The sequence below is a fragment of the Kribbella sp. NPDC048928 genome, from assembly GCF_043197975.1.
In the GTDB taxonomy this organism is placed as follows: domain Bacteria; phylum Actinomycetota; class Actinomycetes; order Propionibacteriales; family Kribbellaceae; genus Kribbella.
The window spans coordinates 396,351-419,007 of record NZ_JBICUC010000001.1 but is presented as its reverse complement, the minus strand read 5'-3'; the positions used below and the strand labels follow the sequence as shown (position 1 = coordinate 419,007).

The window sequence follows — 22,657 nt, the reverse complement described above, 5'->3', positions numbered from 1 at the left end:
CGAACATCGTTCGGCAGATCTGCGAAACTGGGGGCCATGGACGAACTTGATACGGCGCTCTTGCGGATGCTGCAGGACGACGCCCGCCGCACCAACCGGGAGATGGCGGCCGAGCTCAAGATCGCCCCGTCGACCTGCCTGGAGCGGATCCGCGGGCTGCGGGACCGGGGCGTGATCAGCGGGTACCACGCGGCGGTCGACCTGCAGGCGATCGACCGGTCCACGCAGGCGATCATCTCGATCAAGCTCCGGCCGCAGGCGATGGCGGTCGCGACCGCGTTCCAGGCGTACGTGATGGACCTGCCGCAGACGCTGGACATGTTCATGGTCTCCGGCGGCTCGGACTTCCTGGCTCACGTCGCGGTCAAGGACACGCAGGCGCTCCGTGATCTGGTCCTGGCGCTCGCCAAACGCCAGGAGATCGCCGACATCCGCAGTTCGGTTGTCTTCGAGCACCACCGCCGCACCACGATCATGCCGCTGACTTCGTAGGGTGGTGGGTATGCGACTCAACTACGTGGAGACAGGTTCGGCCGATGCGCCCGTAGTACTGCTCGGATCGTCGCTCGGGGCGAGCCAGGCAATGTGGGCGCCCCAGGTCGACGTACTGGCGAAACGCTTCCGGGTGGTGGCGTTCGACCATCGTGGCCACGGCGGATCGGAGGTCCCGGCCGGCCCGTACACGATCGACGACCTCGGCGGCGACGTCCTCGAACTGCTCGACACGCTCGAGGTCGAGCAGGCGTCGTACGTCGGCATCTCGCTCGGCGGCGCAATCGGCCTCTGGCTCGCCGAGCATGCCCCGGAGCGCATCCACCGCCTGGTCGCGATCTGCCCGCCGACCAACACCGCAGCCAACCCGCAGCCCTGGATCGACCGCGCCGCACAGGTGCGCGCCGAGGGAACCAAGTCGATCACCGACGCGACCCTCAGCCGCTGGTTCCTGCCCGAGTTCACCGACACGGACCCGGTCCGCCAGCTGCTCCTCGACTGCCCGCCTGAGGGCTACGCCGCCTGCTGCGAAGCCCTCAGCGCTCTGAACCTCCTCCCGGACCTCCCCGACATCACCGCCCCCGTCCTCCTCATCACCACCGACTCCGACCAGTCCGTCCCCCCAGAAACCGTCGTACCCCTGGCACCCCAAATCCCCAGCGCCCACCTGGAAATCATCGAAACCGCCGCCCACCTCGTCACCTACTCCCACCCCCAAACCATCAACCCTCTCCTCCTGACCCACCTCACCTGAGCGCGCGATTCCGGGGGTGGAGGGGGGCGGCGTTAGGCTGGTGGGTGCTCTGGACCGCTGACTGGAAGTTGCTATGACTGTTGAATCGCTGTTTCCCCGCCTGGAGGCGTTGCTGCCGGGTGTGCAGAAGCCGATCCAGTACGTCGGGGGTGAACTGAACTCGGTCAGCAAGGAGTGGGACGCGGTCAGTGTGCGCTGGGCGCTGATGTACCCGGACGCGTACGAGGTCGGTCTGCCGAACCAGGGCGTCCAGATCCTGTACGAGGTGCTGAACGAGCGCGACCACATCCTGGCCGAGCGGACGTACTCCGTCTGGCCGGACATGGAGAAGATGATGCGGGAGGACGCGATCCCGCAGTTCACGCTCGACAGCCACCGGCCGGTGCGGGCGTTCGACGTGTTCGGGCTGTCGTTCTCGACCGAGCTCGGCTACACGAACATGCTGACCGCGCTGGACCTGGCCGGCATCCCGCTGCACGCCGTCGACCGGACCGACGAGGACCCGATCGTGCTGGCCGGCGGGCATGCCGCGTTCAACCCGGAGCCGATCGCCGACTTCATCGACGCCGCCGTCCTGGGTGACGGCGAGGAGATCGTGCTGGCGATCTCCGAGGTGATCCGGGAGTGGAAGGACGAGGGCCGCCCGGGCGGTCGCGACGAGGTGCTGCTGCGGCTGGCGAAGTCCGGCGGCGTCTACATCCCGAAGTTCTTCACCGTGGACTACCTGGCCGACGGCCGGATCCAGCGCGTCACCCCGAACCGCCCCGGCGTACCGTTCCGGACCGCGAAGCACACGGTCATGGACCTCGACGCGTGGCCGTACCCGAAGAAGCCGCTGGTCCCGCTCGCCGAGACCGTGCACGAGCGGTACTCCGTGGAGATCTTCCGCGGCTGTACGCGCGGCTGCCGGTTCTGCCAGGCGGGCATGATCACCCGCCCGGTGCGTGAGCGCAGCATCACCACGATCGGCGACATGGTGCAGAACGGGCTCAAGCAGTCCGGCTTCGAGGAGGTCGGTCTGCTCAGCCTGTCGTCGGCCGACCACAGCGAGATCGCGGAGGTCGCGAAGGGCCTCGGCGACCAGTACGAGGGCAGCAACGTCTCACTGTCGTTGCCGTCGACGAGGGTCGACGCGTTCAACATCACTCTCGCCAACGAGTTCTCCCGCAACGGACGGCGCAGTGGGCTGACGTTCGCGCCCGAGGGCGGGTCGGACCGGATGCGCAAGGTGATCAACAAGATGGTCACCGAGGAGGACCTGATCCGGACGGTCGCGGCGGCGTACAGCCACGGCTGGCGGCAGGTGAAGCTGTACTTCATGGTCGGCCTGCCGACCGAGACCGACGAGGACGTGCTGGCGATCGCCGACCTGGCGAAGCGCGTGATCGAGACCGGTCGTGAGGTGTCCGGCCGCCGCGACATCCGTTGCACGGTGTCGATCGGCGGGTTCGTACCGAAGCCGCACACCCCGTTCCAGTGGGCCGCGCAGCTCGGCGCCGAGGAGACCGACGCGCGGCTGGCGAAGCTCGGCGCCGCGATCCGCTCGAACAAGAGCTACGCGAAGGCGATCGGCTTCCGGTACCACGACGGCAAGCCCGGCATCATCGAAGGCCTGCTGTCCCGCGGCGACCGCCGGGTCGGCCGGGCGATCGAGGCCGTCTGGCGCGACGGCGGCCGTTTCGACGGGTGGAGCGAGCACTTCTCGTACGACCGCTGGATCGAGTGCACCGAGCGCGCGCTGGCCGACGAGCCCGTTGACCTCGCCTGGTACACGACGCGCGAGCGCGAGTACGCCGAAGTCCTGCCGTGGGACCACCTGGACTCGGGCCTGGACCGCGACTGGCTCTGGGAGGACTGGCAGGACTCCCTCGAGGAAGACGGCGCCATCGAGGTCGAAGACTGCCGCTGGACCCCCTGCTTCGACTGTGGCGTGTGTCCTCAGATGGGCACGGAGATCCAGATCGGCCCGACCGGCAAGAAGCTCCTGCCGCTGTCTGTCGTCTGAGCCGCTGTCAGCGGGCCGCCCCCAGCCGGGCGGCGAGCTCGTCGCGCAGCGGCTTTGGCGTCAGTTTGACTAAGTCGACAACGGTGACTTCCCGCAGCGTCGAGCGCCACGCCTGGTGCGCGCGATCCATCACCGCGGAGACCCCGCACGGCCGGCGACACAGCTCCGGCGGGGTCGCCGCAAGCCCCCGCTGCCGGATCTCCTGACAGGTGAACGGTGAGGCGCTGCCCTCGATCGCCTCGACGATGTCCAGCGCCGTGATCTGTTCCGGCGCGCGCGCGAGCCGGAACCCGCCGGTCGGTCCGGTGGTCGCAACCAGGATGCCGGCCCGCACCAGGGCCTTGAGGTGCTTGGCGAGATAGGCCTCGGGCAGGTCGTAGTTCTCCGCGAGCACGCGGCGTGCCACCGCGACGCCCGGAGGCGCCTGGGCGATCACCGCGACGCTGTGCAGCATCCACTCCACACCCTGGGACAGTTTCATCCCGGAACGGTAGCACTTCATGGATATAGTGGTTAATGCGTATCTATGATAGATATGTTCACCATGAGTCGCCTTGACGTCGATCCCGACGCTGGTCATCGCACGGTCCGTGCAGCGGTCCTCGTTGCGCTGCTGACGGGCACCTTCATGGCCCAGTTCGACTTCTTCGTGGTGAACGTGGCCGCGCCGTCGATCCGGCTCGATCTGCAGGCTTCCGAAGCCGAGCTGGAGCTCGTGGTCGGGGGCTATGCATTCGCCTACGCCGGCGCGCTGGTGCTGGGGGGCCGGCTCGGCGACCTGTTCGGGTACCGGCGGCTCTTCGTGAGCGGGATGATCGCGTTCGCCGTGACGTCGGCCCTGTGCGGCCTCGCTGTCAGCCCGGGGCAACTGATCAGTGCGCGGCTCGGTCAAGGACTCGCGGCAGCACTCATGCTCCCGCAGGTGCTGGCGCTGATCTCGTCCGGTTCGTCCGGTTCGTCCGGTCACGGCCGTGCCCGGGCGATGGCTTGGTTCGGCGTAGCCGGTGGCGTCGGCTCGATCGCGGGTCAGGTGCTCGGTGGTCTGCTCGTCACCGCGGATCTGGCCGGCCTCGGGTGGCGCCTGATCTTCCTGATCAACGTGCCGATCGGTGTGCTCGGTGCGCTCTTCGCCCGGCGGGTCCTGCCGCCCAGAGAGCCTGGCCGGGGCGCCAACGCCAAACTCGACCCGCTCGGCGCGTTGGGCCTCGCAGTCGGGCTCGGTCTGCTGCTGGTGCCGCTGACGGTTGGTCGCGCCGCTGGATGGCCGCTGTGGGCCTGGATCTCGATGGCCGCGTCGGTACCGGCTCTGGCGGTGACCCTGCGGTGGCAGCAAACGCTGTACCGGCGCGGTGGTCAGCCGCTGCTGGAGCTTTCGCTGTTCCGCGCCGTGTCGTTTCGCTCGGGCGTCCTGTCGAACCTGGCCTTCATGCTGTATTTCCCCAGTTACATGTTCACGCTGGCGCTGCTGCTGCAGGGCGGTCTCGGGCTCGGGGCGTTCGAGGCGGGCCTCGTCTTCGTGCCGGCCGGCCTGACGTTCTCGGTGAGCGCGTTGCTCGCGCCACGCCTCGCGGTCCGGTACGGATCATCCGTGCTGATCGGCGGCTGCCTGCTGGCCGCCGCCGGCCTGGCCGCGCTGGCTGCGGTCACGGCGACGGGCGGCGCCGATACGTCGGTTGCGGTCATCGTTCTGATCACCGCGGCGATCAGCTTCGGCAACGGCCTCATCCTTCCCGCACTGATCGGCGCGGCGCTGCGAGACGTGCCGCCGCACCACGCGGGAGCCGCAGCGGGCGCACTCACGACGACCCAGCAGTTCGGCAGTGCGGCAGGCGTGGCGTCGGTCGGCACCATCTACTTCGCGGCAGCCGAGCATGGCGCAGGGGTCGGCATGGCATGGGCCTGCACGGTGAACGCCGTACTGGCGCTGTCCGTCGCTGCTGCCGTCGGCTACGGGGTGGCAGCCCACCGGCGGGCTGCCGTCCATCCTCAGCGCTGAGCAGTGCGCCCGTCTGCGAAACCGCCGCGTCAGGTCAGTCGGTGATGAGCGTGGACGCTTTTGAGCCTGCTGAGAGCAGTAGTTCGGTGAGGAGGAGGTCGTCGGCGCTGGTCAGGACCAGGTCGGCGGCCTGGACGGCTGCGGGGGTGACGTACGGGTTCGGTACGGCGACCGCGTACATCCCGGCTGCTTGTGCGGCCGCGATGCCGTGCGGGGTGTCCTCGACGGCGATCGCCCACGGTACGCCGAGGCGATGCAGGGCGAGCTCGTAGATCGCCGGGTCCGGTTTGTGGGTCGCGACCTCATCGCCGGTGACGATCTGGTCGAAGAGCCCGACCGCGCCGACCCGTTCCAGATGGCCGAGCACCCAGGCGCGCGGCGAGCTGCTCGCGATCCCGATGTCGACGCCGAGTTCGCGCGCTTCCGCGATCCAGTCGAGGATTCCCGGGCGGAAGTCGAGGTCGGCATGCATCCGTTCGCGGTGCGCGAGCCGGCGCGCGTGGCTCGCGGTCCGGTCGTACCCGGTGCCGACCGCCGCGGCGAGGATCGCGTACCGCTCCTCGCTGATGTCACCGCCGTGGCCGGGCCAGAACCCGTTCAGGTCGAGCTCGAGCCCGTGGTACGCCCACTCGGCCTGCCAGCTCGTGACCATCGTCGTCTCGGTGTCCATCAGCAGACCGTCGAAGTCGAAGACGATCGCCGGTACGTCGGCCGGCAGCAGGCGGGTCGCGAGCCGGTGGATCTGTCCCGCGCTCAGCCCGAGCCAGGACAGGTACGCATGCACTCCGCCAAGTCCGTCGAGATGCTCGAGCGAACCGAGGATCGTCTCGGGACGGGTCCGCCCGAACTCCGGACCGTCCTGCGTCCCCAGGTTGACCTCGCTCACCGCGTAGTCGGCGGCGATCTCGGACCGCGGTACGCCGGCCAGCTCCAGCATGACCGCGACCGTCAGCCCGGTACGGTCCTTGCCCGACTTGCAGTGCACGACGACCGGCCGGTCCGCCGGCACGTCGGCGATCGCCGCGAAGATTTCGGCGATGTGGGCGGCGTTGCGCGTCAGGCTGTTGCGGTAGACATCGAGCAGCCGCGGCTCGGCGTCCGGGTCGCGCAGCTTCTCGGCCTCCGGATCGATCCACGGGATCCGCCGGTACGCCGGTGTGCCGTCGAGCGGATGTGGTTGCTTCAGCTCCCAGTCGGACCGTAGATCGAGGATCAGGCCGGCGCCGAGCTGTTCGAGCTCGCCACGGGAGGCAGCTTCGAGGAGTTCGCTCCGGAGCAGCGCCCGGGAGCGCGTCGGCACCCCGTACCGGGTCGGAAGTCCGCCAACATCACGCGCATTCGGGCTCCACATACCTGTCAGCTTAAGACACCACCGCCCAGGGTCTCGAAGTCGTGCCAGGCGCCGTCGAACGGCTTGTGGTGCAAGGCGGAATCCATACCGACCGCAAAGACGTCGATCCGGCCGGGTCCCCAGGAGACCACCGAGCCCGCTGGCCGGGGTCGGTGGGCAACGGCTGCTGGTTCGAGCCAGCCCGCCAGGGCGGCGATGTTCATCCGGAGGATCTCGGTGGCGAGCGGGTAGTCGATGAAGTTCAAGGTGTCGTTCGCGGAGTGGATGTGGCCGTTCGCGCTGTCCCCACCCTCGATGGTCAGGACGGCCGGCATCGCCGCGTTGATGAACGGCACGTGGTCGCTGGCGAACGGGTTCAGCGAGGTCTCGACCTTCAGCCCGGTGTACGTCGCCGCGGCGGTCGCGAGTGCGTTGATCTGGTCGGCCGAGACCTGAGCACCTTCCAGGAGAACGGTGGGGGTCGCGGTGTTCTTCGTCGCGATCATGTCCATGTTCAGTACGGCGCGGACCCGGGCGCGCTCCGTTTGCGGCAGCGTGGCGACGTACTGCTTGCTGCCGAACAGGCCCTCCTCCTCGCCGCCGAAGAGGATCAGCCGAAGGTCGTTCTTCCACAATCGGTTTGTCAACAATCGACCAAGCTCCAACACCCCTGCCGAACCACTGCCGTTGTCGTCCGCACCCGGCGAGGGCGCACCCGGACCACCCGCGATGTTGATCGAGTCCAGGTGAGCGCAAACAATCACCAGCCCTTTCTCATCCCGCGCATCGTCCGCTCGCTCACCGTCCGCCCGGGTGGTTGGGCGGTCGGCGATCAGGTTGGTGGATTGGCCGGCGCCTACCGTGATCGGCATCCTGCGTACTTGGTAGCCGAGGGCAACCAATCGGTCGGCGGCGAAGTCCATTGCCTGGGTGAACGTCGTACTCAACGAGTGCCTCGTCGGCAGGCTCGCCAGCCAGGTCAGGTCGCTCTGGTACGACGCTGTGGACACGTCGGCCACCAACTCCGCGACCACAGGGTCGGCACGCGCAATGCCGACAGTCGGATTGTCGACGATCCTCATGCCGGCCCGCAGTACGTCGATCCGCCAGCAGTGGTTCGAACGGCGCCGGGGCCGGTCGGCGGACGAGATCACCAGATGCCGCCCGCGATCGAGCAACGGCGTGACCTCCGGGTACTCGTCCTGGAAGCTCCGCCCGACCTGCGTAACGAGCAGCAACCCAGGCACAGTCCGTGAGGCCCGCCCGAGCCGCTGCTCAGCCGGCACCCAGAGAACAGTCTTCTCCCCGAACCGAGCCGCCTGCGCACCCCCAGCAACATCCTCAGTCGGCACAACCAGATAACGCACAGCTCCCACAGCCATCATCGCTCCTCTCGCCTAGCTCCACCCACCCCCACGGCCACCACCGCCCAACCCACACCGCAAAACCCCAAGCGCCCAACCCCAAGCGCCCAACCCAAGCGCCAACCCCAAGCCGTTGAGAGCGGGGCACTTTGTGCACCGGATCCGCACTGCGGCGCGCCGGGCGTACGGATCCGGTGCACAAAGTCCTAACGGACCGCCCCCGCCCGCCCCCGCCCCCGCTCCGCTCCCGCCCCGCTCCTGGGTCGGGTCGTTGGGGTGGGGCCGGTCATTCTTGCCAGGTGATTTCTAGGCGGTCGGGGGTTGTGGTGACGATTTGGCCCGTGCTGCCGGCGTTGCTGGTGCCGGTGCTCGCGGAGGTGGGGCGGGTTAGGCGGCCGGTGGGGGTCCAGTGGCCGGGGGGTTGGGGGGTGGGGGCGTCGGCGGGGCCTATTGCGTACTCGATGAGGGTGCCGTCGGGGCGTAACTCGACTCCCCGCCGGCCGCGGGCCGGCGGGAAGGCGTAGTCGTCGCGGCGGTAGACGGTGATTCCGTCGTGGTCCTCCTCGAAGGAGTGCGTCCAGCGCCCGACCGGTGTGGTTGTCAGATCCCCACCGCCTGTCCGATCGTGGCGGGCGATTCGGGGATCGTGACCTTGAAGTCGCTGATCACGCCGCCGAGCGCCTCGTACCCGGTGATCGACGGTCCCCAGGCGGTTCCGTCCCACCACTTGTGGTACAGCTGCTTGTCGGTGCCGGTGACGAACACGTCCAGCCGGTTCGCGTCCCACGAGACCACGCGCGGCTCGTCGGTGCAGATCCCGCCCATGTACTCGTACCCGGTCAGCGACGGTCCCCAGGCGCTTCCGTCCCACCACTTGTGGTACAGCGCGGAATCCGTCCCGAGTACGAACACGTCGAGCCGGTCGGAGCCCCACGAGACGACGGTCGGCGCGGTCGTGCAGACACCGCCCATGTACTCCCAGCCGTTCCACGTCGAGCCGTCCCACCACTTGTGGTACAGCGCCGAATCGGTCCCGATCACGAACATGTCCAGCCGATCAGGGCCCCAGGCAACGACTCGCGGCGGTGAGGTGCAGACGCCGCCGAGGTACTCGTACCCGTTCCACGACGACCCGTCCCACCACTTGTGATAGACCGCGTTGTCCGTCCCCAGTACGAACGCATCCAGCCGATCCGGGCCCCAGGCAACGACCTCGGGCGGACTCATGCAGATCCCGCCGAGGTATTCGTACCCGTTCCACGCAGAGCCGTCCCACCACTTGTGGTAGAGCGCCCGATCCGTACCGAGGACGAACGCGTCCAACCGATCCGGGCCCCAGGTCGCCAGCCGCGGCGGACTCATACAGACCCCGCCGAGGTACTCGTACCCGTTCCAGGCCGAGCCGTCCCACCACTTGTGGTAGAGCGCCCGATCGGTGCCGAGTACGAACGCGTCCAGCCGGTTCGGCGCCCAGGACGCGACTTCAGGAGCGCTCATGCAGATACCACCCTGGTACTCGTAGCCGGCGACGGACGGTCCCCAGGCCGATCCGTCCCACCACTTGTGATACATCGCGAGGTCGGTGCCGAGCACGAATGTGTCCAGCCGGTTCGCGCCCCAGGCCACCACCGAGCCGGCCGGTTCCGGGGTGCCTGCCGAGCCGACTGTTGCGAGGTCCTTGCGAACGGTGTCCAGCGTCGCCTGCATCCGGGCGACCTGATCCGTGGTGAACATGACCATGCCACGGTCGTCGGTGTAGTCCATGTAGTCGTAGAACAGGTCCCCGTTCGGCCCGTTGCTGCAGGTCACGTGCGGGAACGTCGGTACGCCGAAGTTCGGGCCGGCCGCGTTCGGGGTGTCGGCGCACTCGTCACTGCCGCTGCAGCCGCTGCCGTCGTCGCCCCAGATGTGGAACAGGTTCAGGTAGTGCCCGACCTCGTGCGTCGTCGTACGGCCGAGGTCGAACGGCGCCGCCGCCGTACCGTTCGTACCGAACCCGCTGTGCAGGATGACCACACCGTCGGTCTCCGCCGGGCCGCCCGGGAACTGCGCGTACCCGAGCAGGCCGCCGCCCAGCTGGCACACCCAGATGTTCAGGTACTTGTCGGTCGGCCACGGATCGATCCCGCCGGTCGCCGTCGCCTTCACCTTGTCGTCGGTGGAGAACGACGCCGTACTCGTCTGGGTCCGGGTCACGCCGCTCGTCGGGTTTCCGTTCGGGTCCTCCGTGGCCAGGAAGAACTCGACCATCGAGTCCGCGATCAGGCCGCTGAAGACGCTCGGCACGATGCTGGTGTCCGGGTTGGTGGCGCGGTAGTCGCGGTTCAGTACGTCGAGCTGGCTGTCGATCTGGGCCTGCGCGATGTTCTGTGCGTTGGTGTTCCAGACGACGTGCACGACGACCGGGATCCGCGCGATCCCGGCGAACCGTTGCGCACCGGCGAGGTAGCCGATCGTCGCCGTTTCGAGCGCGGACCGCGCCGCGGCGTACGCCGGAGATGTCGACAGCAGTCGCCGGTGGACGTCCATCACGCCGCACTGGCGTCGCGAAGGGGTCTCCGTACGGCTGTCGTCGGTCGCGCCGCTCATACCGGCACCACTCGGCGTACCGTCGCCACTCATCCCGAGACCGCTGGGCGTACCGCCACTCATGTTCGCCGCCGGTGATCCGCCGGCGCCCATGTCGGCCGCGGGTGATCCGCCACCGCCCATGTCCGCGGCCGGCGACCCGCCGCCGCTCATGCTCGTCGTACTGCTACCGCTCTCCGGAGCCCCCGCCGCCGGCATCCCGCCGCCCGCCGACATCCCGCCGTCCGCGGGCGATGCGTTCGTGGCGTGCCCGTTCGGCCCGGCCGCCTCGCCTGGCATCCGGTACTCGTCGCGGTGCTTGTCCGCTCGCCCGTTGGCCTTCCTGGGCATTTCTCCCCCTTCCGCGGGGGCACCGGAGCAGGTCGGCGCGGGTACGCCGAACCGAAGCGATCACCCCCAGCGCACCCCTCGACCGAAGACGGTCCCACCGTCTTCCCCCACCGAACAGCCGGCCCCCAAGTCACTGCTCTGCGATTTACGATCCGCGCATCACGGGCCGTGCACAACCCCTCGCGCACCGGCAGTGAGATTCGCCGGGATCCCTTACAAGGTTGGGGATTTTCAAGCAATCAGGTGTGTTGCCCGGCGACCGGCCGCTCGGCGTGCTCGAAGAGCCGCTCGCCGGTGTGCTGCACCGCGGCGGCCGGCAGCGCACCGACCGCGAACACGGCGATCAGCGCCGCGATCACCAGCGGCCGGGGACGCGGCGGCGGCGCGAGCAGGGCGCGGACGCGCGTCTCCAGATCGCCGCCGGTCGCCGCGACGACGGACGCCGGGTGGGCGAAACGCGTCTGCAGTTGGGCGACCCGCACCAGCGTCGTCGCCACGAGTCGGCGGTCGCCGACGGCGCGGGCGGCATCCTCGTCGGCCCAGCGCTCGACCGCGGTCGCGGCGGCCCGGGCCGCGGGACGCAGGACCGGATTGACCGCGGCGGTCAGGCCGGCGGCGAGGTTCCACCAGGCGTGATGGTGCAGGAGGTGTGCCTTCTCGTGGGCCAGCAGTACGTCGCGTTGGCGCGGATCGAGCGCGCGGAGCAGACCGCTCGTCACGATCACCCGTCCCGCGGGCTGCGGCGTACTGAACGCATCGGGACGCTCGTCGTCGAGTACGACGAGATCGCCGACCGCGGTGAGCCCACGGCAGGCACGATGGACCTCGACGAGCGCACGCATCTGGCGGAGGCCCGTGACGAGCACCGAGAACAGCGCGAGCAGCACAAGACAACCGGCGAGCGCGGCCGGCCAGGCCGGGACCGGGCTGTCGCTGTGGAGCGCCGCGGGGGACCAGGCGCCGCGCTGAGCAACCAGCGGGAATTGCCCGATCCAGGTGAAGGCCAGCACGGCCAAGATGAACACGCCACTGGCTGCCGAGAGCAGATTGCCGGCCACGAGCAGCTTGGTCGCGACCGACGGCGCGAGTCGCCGGCTCGCGATCGGTGCGAGCAGCGCGTACCCGACGATCGCGATCAGGCCGAGGACGGCCGCCGTGGTCATTCGGAGTCCTGGAGGAGGTCGACGAGGAGCTGCGACTCCTCGGGGGACAGGCCGCGCGCGAACCGGGTCAGGACGGCGGCACGATCGCCGCGCTCATCCAGCAATCGGTGGAGCTGATGCGCGGCGACCTCGGCCGAGTCGACGACAGCGGTGTACGCGTACGAGCGGCCGACCTGCTGCCGCGTCGCCAGGCCCTTGGCGGCCATCCGGCCGAGCACCGTCATCACAGTCGTGTACGCCAGCCCGCCACCGAGCGCGTCCCGGACGTCAGACGTGGTCATCGCGCCGCCGTCCGCGGCGAGCGCGGCGAACACCTGCTGCTCGAGATCGCCCCGGGCACGACTCATCGCCGCTTCTCCTCACTGTTACTACAAAGAACGTAGTAGCATCAATCTACTACCTGAATTGTAGTAGATGGGATCCAGTGTGAATCAGTGGTCGTTCGAGCAGGTCAACGCGTTCGCCCGGGCCACCCCGTGGCTGCACGCACCCGCGCAGGCGTTCGCGGCGTACGGCATCGCGCTGTTCGCCGTACTGCTGCTCGCCGGATGGTGGATCGCGCGGCGCGCGGGCCGGGTCGCGGGGGTGGTTGCGGCGATCAGCGCGGGAGGTGCGACGCTGTTGGCTGTGGCAGTCAACCAACCGATCGTGCAGGCGGTTCACGAGGCCCGCCCGTACACGTCGCTGCCCGGCATCCTGGTGCTCGCGAACCGCAGTACCGACCCGTCGTTCCCGTCGGACCACGCGACGATGGCCGGCGCGGTCGCGGCCGGTGTCTGGATCGTGAACCGGCGGCTCGGGATCGTCGCCGCGGCGGCCGCGGTACTGATGGCCGCCACCCGGGTCTACATCGCGGCCCATTATCCGGCCGACGTACTGGCCGGACTGTTGCTCGGCGCAATTGTTGCCGTTGGCACCTGGTTGCTCGTTCGGCGAGCGCTGACCTGGTTCGTGGAACTGGTTGCAGGCACCCGCTTGCGGGCGGTTCTGCTGTCATGAAAGGGCTGACGGACTGGCTGCTCGGTCTGCACGGGATCGCCGTCTACGCGATGGTCGGTCTGCTGGTGTTCGCCGAGGATGCGTTGTTCGTCGGGTTCGTTCTGCCGGGGGAGACGGCCGCGGTCCTCGGTGGTGTGACGGCCGCGCTCGGTCACACGTCGCTCGCGGTGATCCTGATCGTGGTGATCGGTGCCGCGATCCTCGGGGACACCGTCGGGTTCGAGATCGGGCGCTACTTCGGTCCGCGGCTGCTGGCGAGCCGGTTCGTGAAGCGGCGCGGCGAGCGACTCGAGTCGGCGCGCCGGATGCTTGCCGAGCGCGGCGGTACGGCGGTCTTCCTGGGTCGGTTCGTCGCGTTCTTCCGGGCCACGATGCCTGCGCTGGCAGGGATGTCGGGGATGCGGTACCTGAAGTTCCTGACGTTCAACGCGGCCGGCGGGATCGTGTGGGGGACCGCTGTCGTACTGGTCGGGTACCTGGCCGGCAACTCCTACACCCGCGTGGAGAAGACGTTCGGCCGCGTCGCAGCGCTGGTCGTGGTGGCCGTCGTCGTGGCCGCGATCGTGGTCTGGCGGGTACGCCGGCATCGGGCGGAGCGGGTCGGATGACGCGGAGACTCCTGGCCTGGCTGATGCTCACCGGCGCCGCCTTCCTCGTACTGCTCGCCTGGGCCTTCCCGGACGCGATCCAGCACCGCGGCCAGATCCACGCCGTCAGCACCGAAGTCGTCCTCTGCGCCGGTGAACATCACTCCGGCCGCGCCCAGATCCTGCACCTCGCGGACTGCGCCGGCGACAACTCCGAAGTACGCCGGGAGCTTCGCGATGAGCTCGCCGCACTGGCACTGTCCGCGCTGACCGTCACCGGCGTCTGGCACCTGATCCGCGACGCCTAGATTTCGCGTTCCCACATGGTGCGTTGAGCGACAGGGCGGAAGCCCAGCTTGGTGTTGACGGCGATCATCGGGGCGTTCTCGGGCGCGTTCGAGGTGTGGAGTACAGCGGGGCGAGCGACGCCGGCCTGGAGGGCGCGGAGGTTCGGCGCCTTCACCGCGATACCTAGGCCGTTGCCGCGATGATCCCGGCGTACGTACGTGCCGTACTGGCCGAGCCGGTCCGGTGTTTCGGGCGTACCGCCCATCTCTGTGAACGCTGTCAGTTCGCCGGATGCGGTATGTACGGCGGCCGTGGTGTAGGTGAAGCGCCCTTGAGCAAGGCGGCGCGCCTCGGCGTCCCGGACCAGCTCGGGCGTCCAGCGGACGATCTCGGACGTACGGTCGCCACTCGGGATGTCCTCGCTCATCCCGGTCAGCAGCGCGGCGAACTGCTCGACCCACTCGTCCGGCGCGTGCTCGCGCCACTGCACGATCTCGTACCCGTCGACGGGCTGCTCGGGGAGGTTGTCCATCGGCAGCTCGGCGACCTGGTGCAGCTCGGCATGCTTCTTCACGAACCCGCGCTGCCGGGCGAACGCCGTACCCGGGCTCTCGCCGGTCACCGGATCGCCCGCCATGTTCGTCCCCGACACGATTCGCCGGCCCTCGTGCCGCGCCTTCGCGATCGTGGTCTCGAGCAGGCGGCTCGCCACGCCACGCCGCCGGTGCTCGGGCACGACAGCCAGTTCCACGTCCACGGTGTCGGTGTTCCCGACCAGCCACCAGTCCAGCCACGCGACGCCCAGCCAGACATCCCCGTCGACCAGCCCGAGCCCCTCGGCCCGTACCTCACCCTGCTCCCGAGCCATCATCACCCGGGCCTCCTCCAGCCCCATCCCGACCGGGAACTCCAGCTCCTCCCGCCGAACCCCGAACTTCACCTCGTAGAACCGCCGAAACACCCCGGCATCCCGCCCGTCCACACCCACAATCTCCATCCGCCGACCCTATGCGCCCTGCACCCACGCACGCTCTCGATTTCCTCGCTAAGGACAGGTAGTGCACCCGCGAGACGCTGTACGCACAACGCCGTTCACGCTCAAGTGCACTAGGTGCCGGACCAACACATCCTGTCCTTAGCGCAGCTAGCATCGCGGGATGCCGGCAGCGCAGCACCACTTCGGGGTCTACGCGCGGATCCGCGACGGCGACCGGATCCTCCTGGTCCACAAGGTCCGCGGCCCCTACACCGGCCTGCTCGACCTCCCCGGCGGCACCCCCGAGCCAGGCGAGTCCTGGCCCCAAACCCTCCAACGCGAACTCCACGAAGAACTCGGCCTGGTCCTACCGGTCACCAGCGAGTTCAAGCCGTTCAGCATCCACGTCCACCACTCGTCGACCGGCGAGCCCATTGACTTTCACCACCGTGGCGTCTTTCAGGACCTTCCACGCCTACCCAGCGTCTGTCGCCCCGGTCCGTCGGCGGACACCGGTGGTGCGGAGTGGTTCAACCTCCACAGTGGCAACAGAACCCGCCTAAGCGCCGCCGTGGCTGAGGTGCTGACGCTCGCCGGCTAGCGGATGAACTAGTGGTGGGGGCGGAGGGCTCGGTTGGCGGCTGGTTCGGCTATTTGGGCGCGGAACTCGTTGGCCGGGTAGACGCCGAGGATGCGTACTTCCACCGAGAAGAAGGCGAGCTCCTCGAGGGCGAGCGCGACGTTCGGCTCCTCGGGGTGACCTTCGATATCGGCGTAGAACTGGGTCGCGAAGAACATGCCGCCGAGCTGGTACGACTCCAGCTTGGTCATGTTGACGCTGTTCGTGGCGAACCCGCCGAGCGCCTTGTACAGCGCGGCCGACACGTTCCGTACCCGGTACACGAACGAGGTGATGACGGGGCCGGAGTCCACCGGCGGTACCTCGGGCTCACGCGACAGTACGAGGAAGCGGGTCGTGTTGTGGTGCTCGTCCTCGACGTCCGACGCCAGCGTGTCCAGCCCGTACAGCTCGGCGGCGGCTCGCGGCGACAGCGACGCCACCGTGGGATCGCCGAGCTCGGACACCTCGCGGGCAGCCCCTGCGGTGTCGTCGGCGACCACCGTCGACCATCCGTGCTCGCGGATGATCTTGCGGCACTGCCCGAGCGCGTGCACGTGGCTGCGTACGGTACGGATCTGGTCCAGGGACGTCCCGGGAACACCGAGCAGCTGGAAGTGGATCGGCAGGAAGTACTCGCCGACGATGTGCAGGCCGGACTCCGGCAGCAGGTGGTGGATGTCCGCGACCCGGCCTGCGATCGAGTTGTCCACCGGGATCATCGCGAGGCCGGCACGTCCGCTCGTGACCGCCTCGAGGGCGTCCTCGAACGTCGTGCAGGGCAGCTGCTCGCGGTCCGGGAACATGTCGGTGCACGCCATCGCCGAGTTGGCGCCTGGCTCACCCTGGTAAGCGATCGGTCCGTCCACGATCTCCCAGCGTAGACCCCCGCTGTCTCACAAGCCGGATCAGGTGTCCGTCTTGCGGACCTTCTCCGGGGCGCCGGTGACTGCGCGGCCCTCGAGCGCCTTGGCCTTGGTCGCGTACATGTCGATGTACTCCTGGCCGGACAGCTCCATGATCTTGTACATGATCTCGTCGGTGACCGCCCGCAGGATCAGCCGGTCGCTCTCCATCCCCTCGTACCGCGAGAAGTCCAGCGGCTCGCCGAACTTCACGGTCGGCGAGGCGAACGACGCCACGATCTTCCCCGGCGGGGCGACCACGTCGGTCCCGATCACCCCGCACGGGATCACCGGCACCTTCGCCTCCAGCGCGAGCCGCGCGACCCCGGTACGGCCCTTGTAGAGCCGGCCGTCGTGCGACCGGGTGCCCTCCGGGTAGATCCCGAACAGTTCGCCGCGCTCCAGCACCTTCATCCCGGCCCGCATCGCGCCTTCGGACGCCGACCCGCCGGAACGGTCGATCGGCACCTGCCCGGTGCCCTTGAAGAACCCGCGCTGGAACCGGCCCTTGATCCCCGCGCCGGTGAAGTAGTCGGACTTCGCCACGAACGTCACCCGCCGCCGCAGCACCACCGGCATGAAGACCCAGTCGGCGTACGAGAGGTGGTTGCTGGCGATGATCGCGGCCCCGGTCTGCGGCACGTGCTCGGCGCCGATCACGTTCGGCCGGAAGATCCGCTTCACCGGCGGCCCGACCACCACGTTCTTCAGCATCCAGTAGATGCCCTTGCCGTCGCCGTCCCCGGCATCCACGACCGCAGGGTCCGGCTCCCGCCGCGGCGACTGTGCCGGTTCCGTCATCGGTGTCCTCTCCTCACGCGTTCCCCGAGCCTTCATGATGCCGTACGGCACCCCGGAACGGGATCAGTCGCCCGTCACGGATTCAAATCGGTGCCGCGATTCTTGCCGTCGGCAACAGTGAGTTGTCCGGACATGGACGTGAGTCTCGGTGACATGTTCGCGGGCCCCGGGAACTTCTAGCTTCTGTGGTGCGGGGAGTTCCCGCCGTACCGAGGGAGTGAGATGAACGGACTGCGGGTGGCGTCGTTGATGGCGGCCACGATGACGACGGGCCTGGTGGCCGGGGTGTACGCGATCTACTCGAACGCGTTCATGCCCGGCCTGGCGACGACCGACGACCGGACGTTCGTGACCGCGTTCCAGGCCGTCGACCGGGCGATCCTGAACCCACTGTTCCTCGGCCTCGGGTTCCTCGGTGCCGCGCTGTTCACGCTGCTCGCCGGGCTGCTCGGCCTCAAGGAGAAGGCGCTGCCCTGGATCGCGGTCGCCTTCGTCCTGTACGTGATCTCGATGATCGTGACGATGGCGGTGAACGTCCCGATGAACGATGCGCTGAAGGCGGCCGGTGACCCGGCCACGATCGACGTCGCCGCGGCGCGGGCGGCGTTCGACGAGACCAAATGGCAGGCGTTCAACCTGGTCCGTACGGTGCTCGCGACCGTCTCGTTCGGGTTCCTCGGCTGGGCGCTGTTCCTGACGGGCAAGGCTGTGGTCCAGCCCTGAGCCTGACACAATGCGGCTGTGCCACCAGTTCAAGCTCCGCCCTCGCAGCAGCTCCCCGCCGTCCAGAAACTGCGGGTGCGCTTCGCCAAGCGGGGGCGGCTGCGATTCACCTCCCACCGCGACTTCCAGCGGGCGTTCGAGCGGGCCGTCCGGCGCGCCGGGCTGCCGGTCGCGTTCTCGCACGGCTTCAGCCCGCACCCGAAGATCTCGTACGCCGGGGCCGCGCCGACCGGCGCCGCCTCCGAGGCGGAGTACTTGGAGATCTCGCTCACACACGAGCGGGACGCCGAACAGGTCCGGGCCGCCCTCGACGAAGCGCTGCCGCCCGGTCTGGACGTGCTCGAGGTGGTGGTCGCGGGGCCGGGTGCGCTGGCCGAGCGGCTGGAGGCCAGCGAGTGGCGGATCGCGTTGCCGGGGGCCGATCCCGAGGCAGCCGCGGCGGCGGTGCAGGCGTTCCTCGGGCGGGAGGAAATTCTGGTCGAGCGCATGACCAAACGCGGGCTTCGCTCGTTCGACTGTCGGGCTGCCGTTCTCCGACTCACCGTCGCGAGTGAACCGGGGTCGGTTGCGACGTGTGCGATACTGCAAGTGGTGTTACGGCACGGAACCCCGGCCGTGAGACCCGACGACGTTCTCGCCGGCGTGCTCGAGGTAGCGACGCTCACGGTGACGGGCCCGGCTCTTTTGACCAGGCTCGCCCAGGGCCCGCTCACCACGGACACCGGCACGGTGGAAGACCCGCTCGCTCGTGACCGCGACGCCAACCAGGCGACCGCGACCGGCCAGGCAGGTCCCCGCCAGACGCAAACTGCGGAGGGCGACGCCGCCGCTCCCTCTGTGCCCTGAGCGCGGGCGGAGCGGATCCAGCAGGCTTCCGCCACCCCGCGGCCCGAGCAATACCCAAAAGCAGGATCCAGGGCAAGGTGTGGCGAACCGTGACCGCCTTGCGGCCGGCGCCCGGACCCGTGACAGGGGTCAGGGATGCGCCGCAGGGCTTGAGGAGACCCGCACTACATGCTCGACAACGAGCCGACCACCGACGCAGCCGGTACGGCTGCCACCGCCCAGCCCGCCGCTTCCACGCGGCAGCGCTCGACGAAAGCGGCCGCCAAGAAGGCCCCCGCCGCGAAGAAGACCACCGCGACGCGCAAGCGCACGGTGAAGAAGGCCGCCGCCGACGCGACGGCCGTTCCGACCCAGTCCGACGACCAGGTGGCCGACCCGGCCCCGGCGCCGGCGAAGAAGGCGGCCGCCAAGAAGGCCGTCGCGAAGAAGGCCCCGGCCAAGAAGGCCGCGGCGAAGGCGCCCGCCAAGAAGACCGCGAAGCGCGCCACGAAGAAGACGGCCGACGCCATCTTCCCGCCGGCCTCCGAGCCGGCCACTGAGGCAGGCACCGCGGCAGGCGCCGAGTCGGTCGCTGCGCCGATCGCCCAGCCGGTCGTGGAGAGCGCGTCCGCGGCCAAGAAGACGACGCGCAAGCGTACGAGCAAGAAGGCGGCCGCCGCTCCGGACCTGGTGAGCACCGACTCCCCGGTCACCGACGGCCCGGTCGCTGACGCGTCAGCCGCCACGGCCGAGACCCCGGCCGAGGCTCCCGCGCGGAAGACCACCTCCCGCCGCCGCACCGCTAAGACCACCGCCGGCACCGCTGACGCCGGGACCACCGGCCAGGCCGCCAGCGCCCAGACCGGGACCTCCAACGCTCAGGCCGGAGCTGCCAACACCCCGGCTGCGGATGTGGCTGCTGGTGGGTCGGCGGACGCGACGGGTCAGGCGTCGGACAGCGCGACCGCTGCGCCGAGCGCCCGGCGTTCGCGCCGACGTCCTGCAGCTGCCGCAGCGGTGCTGTTCCAGGCGCCGACCGACGCGCAGCAGGCTGCCGAGGCAGCCGCGCAGGCGCAGGCGCAGGCGGAGGCCGAGAGCACCCAGAGCACCCCGGAGCCGGGGACCGACGAGCAGCCGGCCGGCACCCGCCGCCGCCGGAGCCGCCGCGGCCGCGACGCCGAACCCCGCGACACGGACGCCCGCAGCACGGACGCCCGCAGCGCTGACGCCCGTCAGGCCGAGGCCGGCGCGGCCGACAACCAGCCGCAGGCCGTCAGCACCTCAGGCACCGGCGTGACCGTCGAGGTGGCAACTGACGAGGAAGCCGCGCCGACGGGCCGCTCCAGCCGCCGCGGTAACCGCTCGGGCAACCGCGCCGCCGCGCGCGCCGACGGTGACGCGGAGAACCGCACCGACGGACAGTCCGGGCGCAAGTCCGACGGCCAGGCCGACAACCGCACCGACGCCGAGGCTGACGACGCCGAGGCTGAGGTTGAGGCGCACTCCGATGGTCAGGGTGACGATGGCGACGAAGGTGGCGAGGGGACTCGCCGCCGGCGCCGCCGTCGCGGTGGCCGTCGTCGCCGCAAGTCCGGTGACGCGGACGGTGCCGATGACAGCGCCGACGAGACCTCCGACGACGAGCAGGACGACGACGCGGAGCAGGACGGCCGGTCCGACGCCGCCGACCAGGACGGTACGGCCCAGGACGGCGCGGCAGAGTCGGGCGAGGACGACGAGGCCGGTGGATCGTCGCGCCGGCGCCGCCGTCGTCGCCGCCGCAAGGGCGAGGACAGCGGTGGTGCCGCCGACGACCCGGACGAGACCGTCGTACGGGTCCGCGAACCCCGCAGCAAGAACACCGCGAACGAGATCACCGCGGTCGAGGGCTCCACTCGCCTGGAGGCGAAGAAGCAGCGCCGCCGCGAGGGCCGCGCCGCCGGCCGCCGCCGCGCGCCGATCGTGACCGAGGCCGAGTTCCTGGCCCGCCGCGAGTCGGTCGAGCGGACGATGGTGATCCGGTCGCGCGACGACCTGACCCAGATCGCGGTCTCCGAGGACAACGTCCTGGTCGAGCACTACGTCACCACCGCCGAGCAGACGTCGCTGATCGGCAACGTGTACCTCGGCCGCGTACAGAACGTGCTGCCCAGCATGGAGGCCGCGTTCATCGACATCGGCAAGGGCCGCAACGCGGTGCTGTACGCCGGTGAGGTGGACTGGGCCACGCTTGGTGGCGCCAACGGCCCGCGGAAGATCGAGCAGGTGCTGAAGTCCGGTCAGGCGGTCCTGGTCCAGGTGACCAAGGACCCGATCGGCCACAAGGGTGCCCGCCTGACGAACCAGATCAGCCTGCCCGGCCGGTACGTCGTGTACGTACCGCGCGGTGGCAACGGCGGCATCAGCCGCAAGCTGCCCGACACCGAGCGGAACCGGCTGAAGACGATCCTCAAGGACATCGTCCCCGACGAGGCCGGCGTGATCGTCCGGACCGCCGCCGAGGGGGCGTCCGAGGAGGAGCTGACCTCCGACGTCAGCCGCCTGCAGGCCGCCTGGGAGGACATCGAGAAGAAGTCCAAGAACGGGCAGGCGCCGCAGTTGCTGTACGGCGAGCCGGATCTGCTGATCCGCGTCGTACGGGACCTGTTCACCGAGGACTTCGCGAAGCTGGTGATCTCCGGCGACCACGCGTACGACCAGGTCCGGGAGTACGTCGAGGGCGTCGCGCCGCACCTGGCCGACCGGGTCGAGAAGTGGGGCGGCGACGGCGACGTCTTCGCGAACTTCCGGATCGACGAGCAGATCAAGAAGGCGCTCGACCGCAAGGTCTGGCTGCCGTCCGGCGGCTCGCTGATCATCGACCGTACCGAGGCGATGACGGTGGTCGACGTGAACACCGGCAAGTTCACCGGGTCCGGCGGAAACCTCGAGGAGACCGTCACCAAGAACAACCTGGAGGCGGCCGAGGAGATCGTCCGGCAGCTCCGGCTCCGCGACATCGGCGGCATCATCGTCATCGACTTCATCGACATGGTGCTCGAGTCGAACCGCGACCTGGTCCTGCGCCGGCTGGTCGAGTGCCTGGGCCGGGACCGGACCAAGCACCAGGTCGCCGAGGTGACCTCGCTCGGCCTGGTCCAGATGACCCGGAAGCGGATCGGTACCGGACTGCTCGAGGCGTTCAGCGAGAACTGCGACCACTGCGGTGGCCGCGGGCTGATCCTGCACGACGAGCCGAAGGAGTCCCGTCGCAAGGACGGCCGCAACGGCCAGAACGGCGGCGGCAGCAACGCGAACGGCAACGGGAACGGGAACGGCCAGCAGAACGGTCACGACCAGGGCAAGTCCGGTCAGGCCGAGGAAGGTGGCCGGAAGAGCTCGCGCCGGCGTCGCGGCAAGGGCCGTGGCGACGACGAGCAGGTCGCCGAGGCCGAGGCGTCGCCGGCCAACGGCGACGCCGCCCAGAAGCTGGCCCAGATCGCTGCCGCGTCGGTGAAGAAGGACGACGGGACCGCCGAAGGTACGCCGGAACCGACCGGCTACCCGGTCGCCGCGGGCGCCGACGAGCACGTCAGCCCCGAGGCCACCGGCTTCCCGGCCCCGGACGCCACTCCTGAGCCCGCTACCGCCGCAGCCGAGGCCGCGGACGGGAACGAGGCAGCGAGCGGTGCCGAAGCGGCGCAGAACGGCGCCTCGAAGAGCACCCGGCGGCGGCGCAGCAGCCGCAGCCGGAGCAAGACCGCTACCGAAGGTGACGGATCCGAGGCATCGGAGCTCGTCACCACCGGCAGCTAAGCCGATTTCAACTTTGCAGGCTCAACCCTGTAAAGTTGAGCGGGTGCGCTCGGCGCACCCTACTCGTGTCGGTGTGTAAGTGTGTGAGGATCTCGTCCTCGCGACGGCCTCACACC

20 protein-coding genes are annotated in these 22,657 nt (G+C 69.5%); 11 read left to right on the top strand and 9 right to left on the bottom strand.

All coding sequences use genetic code 11. The features are described from left to right. Positions 1 to 36: 36 nt before the first annotated feature. The 3 genes from ACGFI6_RS01930 to ACGFI6_RS01920 all read left to right on the top strand — a co-directional run bounded on the left by ACGFI6_RS01930 (position 37) and on the right by ACGFI6_RS01920 (position 3,251). Positions 37 to 492, top strand: coding sequence for an Lrp/AsnC family transcriptional regulator (locus ACGFI6_RS01930; RefSeq protein ID WP_393114532.1), 456 nt, complete (start codon positions 37 to 39; stop codon positions 490 to 492). 10 nt (positions 493 to 502) lie between these two features. Further along, the gene (locus ACGFI6_RS01925) at positions 503 to 1,246 is read left to right on the top strand and encodes an alpha/beta fold hydrolase (protein ID WP_393114530.1); all 744 of its coding nucleotides are present in this window, start codon (positions 503 to 505) and stop codon (positions 1,244 to 1,246) included. 73 nt (positions 1,247 to 1,319) lie between these two features. Further along, positions 1,320 to 3,251, top strand: a complete 1,932-nt coding sequence (locus ACGFI6_RS01920; RefSeq protein ID WP_393114529.1) for a TIGR03960 family B12-binding radical SAM protein — start codon at positions 1,320 to 1,322, stop codon at positions 3,249 to 3,251. 7 nt (positions 3,252 to 3,258) lie between these two features. Here ACGFI6_RS01920 and ACGFI6_RS01915 read toward each other — a convergent pair whose 3' ends face one another. Further along, positions 3,259 to 3,732: an RrF2 family transcriptional regulator gene (locus ACGFI6_RS01915; protein WP_393114527.1), complete on the bottom strand. Its 474-nt coding sequence runs from the start codon at positions 3,730 to 3,732 to the stop codon at positions 3,259 to 3,261. Positions 3,733 to 3,795: 63 nt separating this feature from the next. On the opposite strand from ACGFI6_RS01915, the gene ACGFI6_RS01910 reads away from it, so the two are divergent. Further along, positions 3,796 to 5,247 (top strand): MFS transporter, encoded by a 1,452-nt coding sequence (locus tag ACGFI6_RS01910; protein ID WP_393114525.1) that lies wholly within the window; start codon positions 3,796 to 3,798, stop codon positions 5,245 to 5,247. Positions 5,248 to 5,281: 34 nt separating this feature from the next. Here the strand turns inward: ACGFI6_RS01910 and ACGFI6_RS01905 are convergent, their stop codons facing one another. The 5 genes from ACGFI6_RS01905 to ACGFI6_RS01885 form a co-directional block, all read right to left on the bottom strand. Then, entirely contained in the window at positions 5,282 to 6,598 is a 1,317-nt protein-coding gene (locus tag ACGFI6_RS01905; RefSeq protein ID WP_393114523.1) for an HAD-IA family hydrolase, read from the bottom strand. A gap of 5 nt (positions 6,599 to 6,603) precedes the next feature. Further along, the gene (locus ACGFI6_RS01900; RefSeq protein WP_393114521.1) at positions 6,604 to 7,863 is read right to left on the bottom strand and encodes a M20/M25/M40 family metallo-hydrolase; all 1,260 of its coding nucleotides are present in this window, start codon (positions 7,861 to 7,863) and stop codon (positions 6,604 to 6,606) included. Between the two features lie 678 nt (positions 7,864 to 8,541). Further along, entirely contained in the window at positions 8,542 to 10,860 is a 2,319-nt protein-coding gene (locus ACGFI6_RS01895) for a M43 family zinc metalloprotease (protein ID WP_393114519.1), read from the bottom strand. Positions 10,861 to 11,099: 239 nt separating this feature from the next. Beyond that, positions 11,100 to 12,023: a M56 family metallopeptidase gene (locus ACGFI6_RS01890; protein ID WP_393114517.1), complete on the bottom strand. Its 924-nt coding sequence runs from the start codon at positions 12,021 to 12,023 to the stop codon at positions 11,100 to 11,102. Beyond that, on the bottom strand, positions 12,020 to 12,370 hold the full coding sequence (locus tag ACGFI6_RS01885; RefSeq protein WP_393114514.1) for a BlaI/MecI/CopY family transcriptional regulator: 351 nt from the start codon (positions 12,368 to 12,370) through the stop codon (positions 12,020 to 12,022). Before ACGFI6_RS01885 ends, ACGFI6_RS01890 begins: the two co-directional genes overlap by 4 nt. Positions 12,371 to 12,449: 79 nt before the next feature. Here ACGFI6_RS01885 and ACGFI6_RS01880 point away from each other — a divergent pair, with 79 nt between their 5' ends. The 3 genes from ACGFI6_RS01880 to ACGFI6_RS01870 are packed head-to-tail and all read left to right on the top strand — an operon-like array spanning position 12,450 to position 13,917. Next, positions 12,450 to 13,022, top strand: coding sequence for a phosphatase PAP2 family protein (locus ACGFI6_RS01880; RefSeq protein ID WP_393114511.1), 573 nt, complete (start codon positions 12,450 to 12,452; stop codon positions 13,020 to 13,022). Continuing rightward, complete coding sequence (locus tag ACGFI6_RS01875) at positions 13,019 to 13,630, top strand: DedA family protein (RefSeq protein WP_393114509.1); 612 nt, start codon at positions 13,019 to 13,021, stop codon at positions 13,628 to 13,630. The genes ACGFI6_RS01880 and ACGFI6_RS01875 overlap by 4 nt, the downstream gene beginning before the upstream one ends. After that, positions 13,627 to 13,917 carry a hypothetical protein gene (locus ACGFI6_RS01870; protein WP_393114507.1) on the top strand — a complete coding sequence of 97 codons (291 nt, stop codon included), beginning with the start codon at positions 13,627 to 13,629 and terminating at the stop codon, positions 13,915 to 13,917. Before ACGFI6_RS01875 ends, ACGFI6_RS01870 begins: the two co-directional genes overlap by 4 nt. On the opposite strand, the gene ACGFI6_RS01865 is transcribed toward ACGFI6_RS01870, so the two are convergent. Beyond that, a complete protein-coding gene (locus ACGFI6_RS01865) occupies positions 13,914 to 14,894 on the bottom strand; it encodes a GNAT family N-acetyltransferase (RefSeq protein WP_393114505.1) in 981 nt (326 codons plus the stop codon). The two genes, ACGFI6_RS01870 and ACGFI6_RS01865, sit on opposite strands and share 4 nt — an antisense overlap. A gap of 160 nt (positions 14,895 to 15,054) precedes the next feature. Between ACGFI6_RS01865 and ACGFI6_RS01860 the strand changes: the two genes are divergently transcribed. Further along, complete coding sequence (locus ACGFI6_RS01860; RefSeq protein ID WP_393114504.1) at positions 15,055 to 15,474, top strand: NUDIX domain-containing protein; 420 nt, start codon at positions 15,055 to 15,057, stop codon at positions 15,472 to 15,474. Between the two features lie 8 nt (positions 15,475 to 15,482). Here ACGFI6_RS01860 and ACGFI6_RS01855 read toward each other — a convergent pair whose 3' ends face one another. Both ACGFI6_RS01855 and ACGFI6_RS01850 read right to left on the bottom strand, forming a co-directional pair. After that, positions 15,483 to 16,361, bottom strand: coding sequence for a prephenate dehydratase (locus ACGFI6_RS01855; RefSeq protein ID WP_393114502.1), 879 nt, complete (start codon positions 16,359 to 16,361; stop codon positions 15,483 to 15,485). 39 nt (positions 16,362 to 16,400) lie between these two features. Then, positions 16,401 to 17,198 (bottom strand): lysophospholipid acyltransferase family protein, encoded by a 798-nt coding sequence (locus ACGFI6_RS01850; RefSeq protein WP_393114500.1) that lies wholly within the window; start codon positions 17,196 to 17,198, stop codon positions 16,401 to 16,403. A gap of 222 nt (positions 17,199 to 17,420) precedes the next feature. Here ACGFI6_RS01850 and ACGFI6_RS01845 point away from each other — a divergent pair, with 222 nt between their 5' ends. The 3 genes from ACGFI6_RS01845 to ACGFI6_RS01835 all read left to right on the top strand — a co-directional run bounded on the left by ACGFI6_RS01845 (position 17,421) and on the right by ACGFI6_RS01835 (position 22,541). Beyond that, positions 17,421 to 17,921: a DUF1772 domain-containing protein gene (locus tag ACGFI6_RS01845; protein ID WP_393114498.1), complete on the top strand. Its 501-nt coding sequence runs from the start codon at positions 17,421 to 17,423 to the stop codon at positions 17,919 to 17,921. An 18-nt stretch (positions 17,922 to 17,939) separates the two neighbouring features. After that, positions 17,940 to 18,767 (top strand): TIGR03936 family radical SAM-associated protein, encoded by an 828-nt coding sequence (locus ACGFI6_RS01840; protein WP_393114496.1) that lies wholly within the window; start codon positions 17,940 to 17,942, stop codon positions 18,765 to 18,767. A 168-nt stretch (positions 18,768 to 18,935) separates the two neighbouring features. Continuing rightward, on the top strand, positions 18,936 to 22,541 hold the full coding sequence (locus tag ACGFI6_RS01835) for an Rne/Rng family ribonuclease (protein WP_393114494.1): 3,606 nt from the start codon (positions 18,936 to 18,938) through the stop codon (positions 22,539 to 22,541). The last annotated feature ends 116 nt before the right edge of the window (positions 22,542 to 22,657 follow it).